The 12,059-nt window shown below is 74.5% G+C and carries 3 protein-coding genes; all 3 read left to right on the top strand.

Translation table 11 applies throughout. The annotated features are described in order from the left end of the window. Positions 1-3,367, top strand: a 3,367-nt coding sequence (locus GSF22_RS22765; protein WP_208815770.1) for a non-ribosomal peptide synthetase, incomplete at its 5' end; no start/stop codon positions are given. Further along, entirely contained in the window at positions 3,364-7,794 is a 4,431-nt protein-coding gene (locus tag GSF22_RS22760; RefSeq protein WP_208815769.1) for a MupA/Atu3671 family FMN-dependent luciferase-like monooxygenase, read from the top strand. The genes GSF22_RS22765 and GSF22_RS22760, both read left to right, overlap by 4 nt. A gap of 6 nt (positions 7,795-7,800) precedes the next feature. Next, positions 7,801-12,059: type I polyketide synthase (locus GSF22_RS22755; RefSeq protein WP_208815768.1), on the top strand; the 4,259-nt coding region annotated here is incomplete at its 3' end.

The following is a 12,059-nucleotide window of genomic DNA, read 5'->3' as shown; positions in this document are numbered from 1 at the left end:
GGCCGACCCCGACGCGGTCGTGCCGCTGTCCCTGCCGCAGGAACGGATCTGGTTCCTCGACCAGCTCGACCCGGGCAACCGGGCCTACCACGCCCAGGCCACCATCCGGCTGCGCGGACCGCTCGACCCGACGGTGCTGCGGGCCGCCCTCGACGAGATCGTCCGCCGCCACGACATCTTCCGCACCGGCTTCGTCGCCGGCCCGCACGGCCCGGAGCAGCGCATCGCCGCCCACCGTGCCGTCGACCTTCCACTGGTCGACGTGTCCATGCTGGCCGAGCCCGAACGCAGCCGGCGCGCCGAGGAGACCGTGACCGGGTACCTGCGCGAACCGTTCGACCTGGCCGAGCCGCCCCTGGCCCGGTGGGCGCTGATCCGCCACGCCGACAACGACCACACGCTGGTCCACGTCGAACACCACCTGGTCCACGACGGTTGGTCCTTCGCCGTCTTCGTCGACGAACTCACCCGCCTGTACGGCAGCTACGCCGCCGGCCGGGAACCGGACCTGCCGCCGCCGGCCTGCCGCTACCGCGACTTCACCCTCTGGCAGCGGCACTGGATGCAGGGCGAGGCGCTCGACCGGCACCTGGCGCACTGGACCCGGGAACTGGCCGGCGCGCCGCACGAACTCGCCCTGCCGCTGGACCGGCCCCGCCCGCTGACCCAGAGTTTCACCGGCGCGGCGCTGCGCGTCGAGCTGCCCGGCGAGCTGTGCCGGCGGCTGCGCGCGTACAGCCGCCGGCACGGGGTCACCCTCTACGCCACCATGCTCGCCGGCTTCGCCACCCTGCTCGGCCGGTACGCCCGGCAGGACGACATGATCATCGGCAGCGGGGTGGCGAACCGCCGGCTCGCCGAGACCGAGCGCCTGATCGGCATGGTCGTCAACACCCTGCCGCTGCGGGTCGACCTGTCCGGCCGACCCGGTTTCACCGAGTTGGTCCGCCGGGTGCACACCCGCGCCGCGACCGCGTACGAGTGGGCCGACGTGCCGCTGGACCGACTGGTGGACGCCCTCGAACCGGTCCGCGACCCGGCCCGCAACCCGCTGTTCCAGACCATGTTCAGCTTCCACGACTCGCCGATGCCGCAGCTGGCCTTCGCCGGGTTGACCGGCAGCGTCCTGGAACGGCACAACGGCACCGCCAAGACCGACCTGAACATCGTGGTGCTGCCGCGCGCCGAACAGCACGCCGGGCACGGCCACCGCGACGACGCCGCCCCGATCACCCTGATCTGGGAGTACGCCACCGCCCTGTTCGACGAGCAGACGATGCGGCGGATGACCGCGCACTACACCCGGCTGCTGGCCGCGGCACTGACCGACCCCGACCAGCCGGTCGGCCGGCTGCCGCTGCTCGGTGCCGAGGAGCGGGCCCGGATCGTCGGCACGTACAACCGCACCACCGTGCCCTTCCCCGCCGACCGTACGGTGCCCGAACTGTTCGCCGAGCAGGTGGCCCGGCACCCGCACGCCCCGGCCGTCGAGTACGACGGGCGGACCCTCAGCTACGCCGACCTGGACGTCCAGGCCGAGGCGTTGGCCCGGCTGCTCCGCGAACGCGGGGTCGGCTGCGACACCCCGGTCGGGGTCCTGTTCGAACGCGGCAGCGAACTGGTCACCGCGTTCCTGGCCGTGCTGAAGGCCGGCGGCGCCTACGTGCCCCTCGATCCCGGCTACCCCGGGGAACGACTGCGCTGGCTGCTCGCCGACTCCGGGGCCCGGCTGGTGGTGACCCGGGCCGACCTGGCCGGTCTGCTCCCCGCCGACGGGGTGGCCGTGGTCACCGCCGACGACCCGCCGACCGGGGACGGGAACGGGTCCGTCGCCGTTCCGGCACCCGCCGCCCCGGAACCGGCACCCGCCGCCCGCCCGGACAGCGCCGCCTACGTCCTCTACACCTCCGGCTCCACCGGACGCCCCAAGGGGGTGGTGGTCGCCCACCGGGCGATCCTGCGCCTGGTCTGCGGTACCGACTTCGTGCGGTTCGGCCCCCAGGAACGGATCGCCCAGGTCGCCGACGCGTCCTTCGACGCGATCACCTTCGAGGTGTGGGGTGCCCTGCTGCACGGCGGGACCGTCTGCGTCATCCCCCGCGACACCGTACTCAGCCCCGGCGCCCTCGGCGAGCAGCTCCGCCGGTCGGCGGTGACCAGCATGTTCCTCACCTCGGCGCTGTTCAACGAGGTGATGGCGCACCGCCCGGACAGCTTCGCCACCATGACCAACCTGCTCGTCGGCGGCGACGCGCTCAACCCGGTCCGGATCCGCCAGCTGCTGCGCGGCCCGCACGCCCCGGCCCGGCTGCTCAACGGGTACGGCCCCACCGAGACCACCACCTTCGCCGTGGTGCACCACATCACCGACCTGCCCGACGGGGCCACCTCGGTCCCGATCGGCCGGCCCATCGCCAACACCACCGCGTACGTGCTCGACGACGAACTGCACCCGGTCCCCGAGGGCGTACCCGGGCAGCTCTACCTCGGTGGTCCCGGGGTGGCCCGGGGGTACGCCGGTCGACCGGCGCTGACCGCGCAGCGGTTCGTCCCCGACCCCTTCGCCGCCGACGGTTCCCGGCTCTACCACACCGGTGACGTGGTGCGCTGGCGCAGCGACGGGGTGCTGGAGTTCCTCGGCCGCAGCGACGACCAGGTGAAGATCTCCGGTTTCCGGATCGAACCGGGCGAGGTGGAGAACACCCTGCTCGACCACCCGGCGGTGGCCGGCGCGGCGGTGGTCGTCGACGACGCCCCGACCGGTCGGCGCCTGGTCGGCTACGTCGTACCCGCGACCGGGCAACCCGCACCGACCGGTACGCAACTGCGCGCCTGGCTGACCGAGCGGCTGCCGCCCTACCTGGTGCCCGCCGCGTACGTGTCGCTGGCCGCCCTGCCGCTCACCGAACACGGCAAACTCGACCGGGCCGCCCTGCCGGCCGCCGAAGCGGAACGCCCCGACCTGACGGTCGCCTACCGGGCACCCCGGAGCGACACCGAACGGGCCGTCGCCGCGATCTGCGCCGACCTGATCGGGCTCGACCAGGTCGGTCTGGACGACGACTTCTTCGCCCTCGGCGGGCACTCGCTGCTCGCCATGCGGCTGGTGGCCCGGGTCAACGAGACCTTCGGCGCCGAGGTGCCCCTGGCTCGCTTCCTGCGTACCCCCACCGTCGCCTGCCTGGTCACCGCCCTGGACAGCGGCACACCGGCCGGCGGGTCGCCCGGGGAACCGGCCGCTTCCGGCGGTATCGCCGCCGGCGGTTGGCAGCAGATGGAGCACCTGTTGCAGCACATCGACCAGCTCACCCCCGAACAGGTCGACCAGCTGCTGCACGACTTCGCGGACAACGAGGCGGAACGATGAGCGACCCCGGTACGGACGCCCGGCGGGCCCTGCTGGCCCGGCAGCTGGCCCAGCGGCTGGCCCACCGCAGCCACCCGCTGTCCTACCCGCAGCAGCGGCTGTGGTTCCTCGACCAGCTCAACCCCGACAACCCGGTCTACAACATCCCGCTGGGCTACCGCATCCATGGCCCGCTCGACGTCGACGCCCTGCACCGCGCCCTGAGCACGGTGGTCCGGCGGCACGAGGCACTGCGTACCGTGTTCCGGGCCGTCGACGGCCAGCCACGCCAGGTCGTCCTGCCGCCCACCGAGGTGCCACTGAGGGTGGTCGACGTGGCCGGCACCGCCGAGGCGACGGCGCTGGCCGAGGCCGAGGCGCGTACCCGGTTCGACCTGGCGGACGGCCCGGTGCTGCGGGCCACCCTGCTGCGGCTGGGCCCGACGGACCACTGGTTGTGCCTGACCGTGCACCACATCGTCTGCGACGGCTGGTCCCTGGCCATCCTGGAGCGGGAACTGGGCGCGGCGTACGCCGGCCGGCAGCTGCCCGACCTGCCCGTGCAGTACGCCGACTTTGCCGAGTGGCAGCACACGCACCTGACCGGCGACACCCTCGACCGGCTGGTGGGCCACTGGCGGGACCGGCTGGCCGACGTACCGCTGCTGGCCAGCCTGCCCACCGACCGGCCCCGACCGCCGACGCAGACCTACCGGGGCGCCCACCTGGACCTGCGTCTCGGCGCGGACGTCACCGCGCAGGTGACCGGGTTGGCCCGGCAGGCCGCCGCGACCCCGTTCGCGGTGCTGCTGGCCGCGTTCGCGGTCGTCGTGCAGGCGCACACCGGTACCCCGCAGGTCGTCGTCGGCTCGCCGGTGGCCGGCCGGCAGCGCGCCGAGGTCCAGCCGCTGATCGGTTTCTTCGCCAACACCCTGGTGCAGCGGGTGGACCTGACCGGTGCGCCGACGTTCCGGCAACTGGTCGAGCGGACCCGCGACGAGACCCGGGACGCCCTGGCCCACCAGGACCTGCCGTTCGAGAAGCTCGTCGAGGAGCTGCACCCAAGCCGGGACCTGGCCCACAACCCGCTGTTCCAGGTGCTGTTCAGCTACCACGACACCGACGCCGCCGGGCTGGCCCTGCCCGGCTGCACGGTCACCCCGGTCCCCGGCGACACGGCCACCGCGAAGTTCGACCTGACCCTGTCGCTCACCCGGCGCGGGGCGGAGCTGACCGCCCGGCTGGAGTACGGCACCGACCTGTTCGACGCCGACAGCGCCGAACGGATGGCCGCCCGTTTCCGGCAGGTCCTCACCGCCGCCCTGGCCGACCCGGACCGCCCGGTCGACGGGCTGGACGTCCTCACCCCGGACGAACGTCACCTGCTGCTCACCGAGTGGACCGGCACCGGTGTCACCCGCCGCAGCGACGTGCTCGTGCACGACCTCGTCGCCGCGCAGGCCCGGCGTACCCCCGACCGGGTCGCGGTCCGGGACGCCGGACCGGGCCTCCGGGACGGGTTGACCTACCGCGAACTCGACGCGCGGGCCGACCGGTTCGCCGCCACGCTGCGCGGTCACGGCGTCGGCCCGGACACCCCGGTGGGGGTCCTGCTGCCCCGGGGTACCGACCTGGCGGTGGCCCTGCTGGCCATCCTCAAGGCCGGCGGGGCGTACCTGCCGCTGGACCCGGCCCTGCCCGCCGACCGGCTCGGCTACCTGGTCACCGACTCCGGTGCCCGGCTGGTGGTGACCACCCCGCACCTCGCCGGCCGGCTGGACGGCCTGCCGGTCACCACCGTCGCCCCCGACGCACCGGCACCGGACGACCCGGCAGCCGTGGTGCCGGCGGGCCGGTCGGTGCACGCCGACGACCTGGCCTACGTCATCTACACCTCCGGCTCCACCGGACGACCCAAGGGCGTCCTGGTCACCCACCGCAACGTGGGCACCTTCTTCGCCGGGATGGACCGCGAATTCGGCCCGGACACGGCCGGCGACCCGGACACGGCCGGGCCACCGGACGACACCGACGCCAGCGCGCCGACCTGGTTGGCGGTGACCAGCGCCTCCTTCGACATCTCGGTACTGGAACTGCTGTGGACCCTGACCCGGGGTTTCGAGGTGGTGATCCGGGGTGACGAACCCACCTCCGGGGCCGCGACCGCCACCGGCGCCCCGGTGCCCGCCGAGGTGCAGGCCCGGCCGATGGACTTCAGCCTGTTCTACTTCGGCGGTGACCGGGGCGGGGCCGCCGACGACCGGTACCGGCTGCTCGTCGAGGGGGCCCGCTTCGCCGACCGGCACGGCTTCACCGCCGTGTGGACCCCGGAACGGCACTTCCACGACTTCGGTGGGCTCTACCCGAACCCGTCGGTCACCGCCGCCGCCATCGCCACCATCACCGAACGGGTGCAGATCCGGGCCGGCAGTGTGGTCGTACCGCTGCACGACCCGATCCGGGTCGCGGAGGAGTGGGCGGTGGTGGACAACCTCTCCGGCGGGCGGGTCGGCCTGTCGGTCGCCTCCGGCTGGCAGCCCACCGACTTCGTCCTCGCGCCGGACCGGTACGCCGACCGCAAGCAGTTGATGCTGGACGGCATCGCCGAGGTACGCCGGCTGTGGCGCGGCGGGACGGTCAGCCGCCCGCGTCCCGGTGGGGACCGGGTCGACGTCCGGGTGTACCCGCCACCGGTGCAGCCCGACCTGCCGGTCTGGGTCACCAGCGCGCGCAGCCCGGAGACCTTCCGGATGGCCGGGGAGATCGGCGCCGGGCTGCTCACCCACCTGCTCGGCCACTCGGTCGAGCAGCTCGGCGAGAAGATCGACATCTACCGCCGGGCCTGGCGCGAGGCCGGTCACGCCGGTACCGGGCACGTCACCCTGATGCTGCACACCTTCCTCGGCACCGACACCGAGCAGGTCCGCGAGCGGGTCCGCGAGCCGCTCTGCGGGTACCTGAAGAGCTCCTTCGACCTGCTCTCCGGGCTCGGCGCGGTCTCCGGCAGCAGCAGCGACTTCCGCAACCTGCCCGAGGAGGAACTCGACGCGCTGGTCCGGCAGGCCTTCGACCGGTTCTTCGACACCGCCGCCCTGCTGGGCACCCCCGAGGCCGCCGCCGACCTGGTGGACCGGCTCAAGGCGATCGAGGTGGACGAGGTGGCCTGCCTGATCGACTTCGGTGTCGACCACGACGAGGTGCTGGCCGCGCTGCCGCACCTGCGTGCCGCCCGGGACCTCAGCGAGGAACGCCGCCGGGTGGCGCTGGCCGACGAACCCGTCGCCGCGCAGCTGCGCCGGCACCGGGTCACCCACCTCCAGTGCACCCCGTCGCTGGCCGGGGTACTCGCCGAGGACCCCGACACCCGCGCCGCGCTGGGCGACCTGCGCCGGCTGCTCGTCGGCGGGGAGGCGCTGCCCGCCGCGCTCGGCGCCGACCTCGCCGGCCTGGTCGGCGCCGTGCACAACATGTACGGGCCGACCGAGGCGACGGTCTGGGCGAGCAGCCACCGGGTCGACGGTGACCCGCCGCCCGGCGGTACCGTCCCGCTCGGCCGGCCGCTGGCCGACGTGCGCGCGTACGTCGTCGACACCGACCTGCGCCCCACCCCGGTGGGCGTACCCGGCGAGCTGCTGCTCGGCGGCCCCGGCGTGACCCGCGGCTACCACGGTCGACCCGCCCTGACCGCGGACCGGTTCGTGCCCGACCCGTTCACCGCCGACGGTTCCCGGCTCTACCGCACCGGTGACCTGGCCCGCTGGCGGGCCGACGGCACGCTGGAGTTCCTCGGCCGGCTCGACCACCAGGTCAAGATCCACGGCCATCGGATCGAACTCGGCGAGATCGAGAGTGTGCTGGCCGCGCAGGACGGGGTACGCGCCGCCGTCGTGGTGGTGCGGGGCACGGGCGCGCACCGCAGCCTGGCCGCGTACTGCTGCCCGGCCCGGACCGGCACCCCGGCGCCCACCCCGGCCGCACTGCGTACCGCCCTGGCCCGGGTACTGCCCGACTACATGGTGCCGGCCACCGTGACCCTCCTCGACGAGTTGCCGCTCACCCCGAACGGCAAGGTCGACCGGAGCGGGCTGCCCGACCCGCGCCGCCCCGAACCCGCCCGCTATCTGGCACCCCGCACCGAGGTGGAGCAGACCATCGCCGAGGTGTGGGCGCAGTTGCTCGGCCGGGAGCGGGTCGGTCTCGACGACAACTTCTTCGAACTCGGCGGCAACTCGCTGCTGGCGGTGCAGGCCCGGTCCCGGCTGCTGGCCCGGGACGTCACCGGGGTGTCCCTGGTGGACCTGTTCCGCTATCCGTCGGTGCGTACCCTCGCCGCCGCCTGCGCCACCCCCGGCGAGCGTCCCGACGCGCTGGCCGGTACCCGGCAGGCCGCCGGACGGCGCGCCGCCGCCCTCACCGCCGCCGGCCCGCGCCGGGGACGAAGGAGCTGACCGGCCGTGACCGCGTACCTGGACAGCACCGGCAGCACCCCGGAGGCCGACCCGACCGGCGGGATCGAACCGATCGCCATCGTCGGCATGGCCTGCCGGGTACCCGGCGCCGACACGGTGGACGGGTTCTGGACCAACATGCTCGACGGGGTCACCTCGATCAGCCGGTTCACCGACGCGGAGCTGCGCGCCGCCGGCGTGGACCCGCGCCTGCTCGCCGACCCCGAGTACGTCCCGGCCGGCGCGGTGATCGCGGACGCCGACCACTTCGACGCGGAGTTCTTCGGCTACAACGCCGCCGAGGCCGAGACGCTGGACCCGCAGCAGCGGGTCTTCTGCGAGACCGCCTGGGCCGCCCTGGAGGACAGCGGCCACACCCCGGAACGCACCGACGGCGCCATCGGCGTCTTCGCCGGCATGTTCATGAACAAGTACCTGACCGCGAACCTCGCCACCAACCCCCGGTTCCAGCGTTCCGCGATGGCCCCGCTGGCCCGGATCTTCAACGACAAGGACTTCCTGGCCACCCGGGTGGCGTACCTGCTCGACCTGGACGGGCCGGCGTTGACCGTGCAGACCGCCTGCTCGACCTCGCTGGTCGCCACCCACCTGGCCTGCCAGTCCCTGCTGACCTACGAGTCGGATCTGGCGCTGGCCGGCGGGGTGGCGATCAACCTGCCGTTGCAGGCCGGCTACCCGCACGCCTACGGCGGGGTGTTCAGCCCCGACGGGCGGTGCCGGCCGTTCGACGCCGACGCCGCCGGGACGGTACCCGGCAACGGTGCCGTGGTCCTGGTACTGCGCCGGCTCACCGACGCGCTGGCCGACCGGGACCACGTCTACGCGGTGATCCGGGCCAGCGCGGTCAACAACGACGGCGCGGTCAAGGCCGGTTTCACCGCGCCGAGCGTCGACGGGCAGGCGCGCGTGGTCAGCGCCGCGCACGCCCTGGCGGCGGTCTCCCCCGGCAGCATCGGCTACCTGGAGGCACACGGCACCGCCACCCAGGTCGGCGACCCGATCGAGGTCGCCGCGCTCACCCAGGCGTTCCGCGCCGGTACCGCCCGGCGCGGTTTCTGCGCGCTCGGCTCGGTCAAGGCGAACATCGGCCACCTCGACGCCGCCGCCGGGGCCGCCGGCCTGATGCGGGCCGCCCTCGCCGTCGGGCGGGGACAGATCCCGCCGACGGTCAACTTCCGCTCCCCCAACCCCGGGCTCGACCTGGACACCTCTCCGTTCTTCGTACCCACCCGGGCCACCGACTGGCCGGCCGGCACCGGGCCGCGCCGCGCCGGGGTGAGCGCCTTCGGTGTCGGCGGCACCAACGCCCACGTGGTCCTGGAACAGCCACCGTCGACCGCCGACCCGGGCACCCCGCCGTCCACCGGATGGCACCTGGTACCGCTGTCGGGGCGCAGCCGGACCGCCGTCGACGCGGCCACCCGGCGGCTCGCCGACCACCTGGAGGCCCACCCGGACCTCGACCTGGCCGACGTGGCCTTCACCCTCCAGGACGGCCGGCGCAGCTTCCCGGTCCGCCGTTTCGCCGCCTGCGCCGACCTGCCCGACCTGGTGGCCGTGCTGCGCGGGGAGGACCCGCACCGGCTGGTCACCCGGACCGCCCCGGACACCGGCCGCCGGGCGGTGTTCCTCTTCCCCGGCGGCGGCAACCAGCACCGCGACATGGGGGCCGACCTCTACCGCAGTCAGCCGGTGTTCCGGGCGGAGATCGACCGCTGCACGGAACTGGTACGCGAACGCCTCGGCGTCGACCTCGCCGCGCTGCTGGTCCCCGCCGACGGCGGGTCGAAACGGGGCCGCGCGCTCGGCCGCGTCGAGGGGCCGGGCGTGGTCACCGCCCTGTTCGCCGTGGAGTACGCGCTGGCGAAACTCTGGATGTCCTGGGGTGTGCAGCCGGTCGCCATGCTCGGCCACAGCCTCGGCGAGTACGTCGCCGCCTGCCTGTCCGGGGTGTTCACCCTCGGCGACGCGCTCGCCGTCACGTACGCCCGGGGTGAGCTGTTCGCCCGGCTGGTCCCCGGCCGGATGCTCGCCGTACCGCTGTCGGAGGCGAAGGTCGCGGACCTGCTCGACGACCGGCTGTCGATCGCGGCGGTGAACGCCCCCGAGCTGACCGTGGTGGCCGGCCCGGACGAGGACATCGCCGCGCTGGACCGGCTGCTGACCGACCGGGGGGTGGAGTGCGGCCGGATCAACGTGCCGGTGGCGAGCCACTCCTGGCTGGTCGAGCCGGTGCTCGACGAGTTCACCGCCCGGGTCAAGGAGTGCGACCTGCGGCCACCACGCAGCCCGTTCGTGTCCTGCGTCACCGGCACCTGGATCCGCGCCGAGGAGGCCACCGACCCGCACTACTGGGCCCGGCACCTGCGCCAGACGGTGCGCTTCGCCGACGCGCTGCGTACCGTCCTGGCCGACCCCGACCGGGTACTGCTGGAGGTCGGGCCCGGCCGGGCGCTGACCGCGCTGGTACCCGGCCAGCGGCTCGCCCCCACCCCCACCGCGGTCGCCTCGCTGGGCCACCCCCGGGACCGGTTGCCGGACACCGCGCACCTGATGGCCGCGGCGGGCCGGCTCTGGCAGGCCGGGGTGACCGTGGACTGGCCGGCACTGCACACCGCGCGGCCGGCCCGGCGGGTCAGCCTGCCCGGCTACCCGTTCCAGCGGCGCCGGTACTGGGTGGAGCCCGGGGTGACCACCGGTGTCCCCGACGCCGACGGTCCGGACGACGCGGTCGGCACCCCGGTCGGCGCTGCCGCCGGGACGGACGGCCCGGCGGACGCCGACGAGCCGGCCGACGGCCACCTCGGGCCGCGTACCGAGCGGGAACGTCAGGTCGCGCAGGTGTGGTGCGACCTGCTCGGGGTGGACCGGATCGGGGTCACCGACGACCTCTTCGACTGCGGCGCCCACTCGCTGATGATCACGCAGGCCGCCCGGGAACTGCGCCGGCTCGGCGCTCCCCAGCTCACCGCCCGGGACGTCCTGGCCAGTCCCACCGTCGCCGGGCTGGCCGCCCTGATCGAGGCCACCGTGACCGGGCGGCCCCTGATCGAGGTGCAGGCCAGCGGGCCCGACCTGGCCGCCGAGGTCGTCCTCGACCCGGCGGTGCGGCCCGACCCGCAGGCGCCGGCCCGCACCGGACCGCCCCGGGTGGTCCTGCTCACCGGCGCCACCGGTTTCGTCGGCGCGTTCCTCTGCGCCGAACTGGCCCGGCAGACCGGCGCCGAGATCGTCTGCCTGGTCCGGGCCGCCGACCCCGACGAGGGCACCGACCGGCTGCACGCCGCCCTGACCTCGTACGGCCTGCCGCTGCCCCCCGCGCACCGGCTGCGGGTCGTCCCCGCCGACCTGGCCCGGCCCCGGCTGGGCCTGACCCCGGCCGACTTCGACGCGCTCGCCGACGAGGTCGACGCGATCTACCACTGCGGCGCCTGGGTCAACTTCGTCCGCCCCTACCGCTCCCTGAAGGCCACCAACGTCCGGGGCACCGAGGAGATCCTGCGGCTGGCCGGCCAGGGCCGACCCACCCCGGTGCACCACATCTCCACCCTGGCCGTCCTCGCCGGAGCCGTGGCCGGCGGCGCCGGTCAGGTCCACGAGGACGACCCGCTTCCGCCGCCGGTCGGCCACGACACCGCCTACAGCCAGAGCAAGTGGGTCGCCGAAGGGCTCGTCGACCTCGCCCGGGAACGCGGCCTCCCCGTGTCGGTCTACCGGGCCGGCGCCGTACTCGGAGACAGCCGCACCGGGGCGACCAACCGGGAGGACTACGTCACCAAGGTCATCCAGGGCTGCGTCGACCTCGGGTTGGCCCCCGCCCGCCGGTACGCGTTCGCCGCCGCCAGCGTCGACTACGTCGCGCGTACCGTGGTCGCGCTGTCGCTGCGCCCGGAGACCCTCGGTCGTACCTTCCACACCGTCAACCCCGAACCGCTGGACTGGGACGACATCTTCGCCCACCTGCGGGCGTACGGGTACCGGGTGCCCAGCGTGGACTGGCAGCGGTGGCGCCACCAGCTCACCGAACAGATCGAGGCGGACGAGACGTCGAACACCCTCGCCCCGCTGATGGCCATGCTGGGCGACACCCCCGACCGGGACATGCCCCGGATGCGCTGCGACAACGTCTGGTCGGCGCTGCCGGCCGACCAGGCCCGGCCACCGGCACTCGACGCCACGCTGTTCGCGCGGAGGCTCGGCTTCCTCGCCCGGGGCGGGGCGCTGCCCGCACCGCCGGTCACCCC

It is taken from the genome of Micromonospora echinofusca (assembly GCF_017614955.1).
In the GTDB taxonomy this organism is placed as follows: Bacteria; Actinomycetota; Actinomycetes; order Mycobacteriales; family Micromonosporaceae; genus Micromonospora; species Micromonospora echinofusca_A.
This window is presented reverse-complemented; position numbering and strand designations above follow the sequence as displayed.

What these genes read in the sequence shown, in the direction of transcription:
- GSF22_RS22760 (WP_208815769.1), top strand. Translation starts at nt 3,364, where the DNA reads ATGAGCGACCCCGGTACGGACGCCCGGCGGGCCCTGCTGGCCCGGCAG.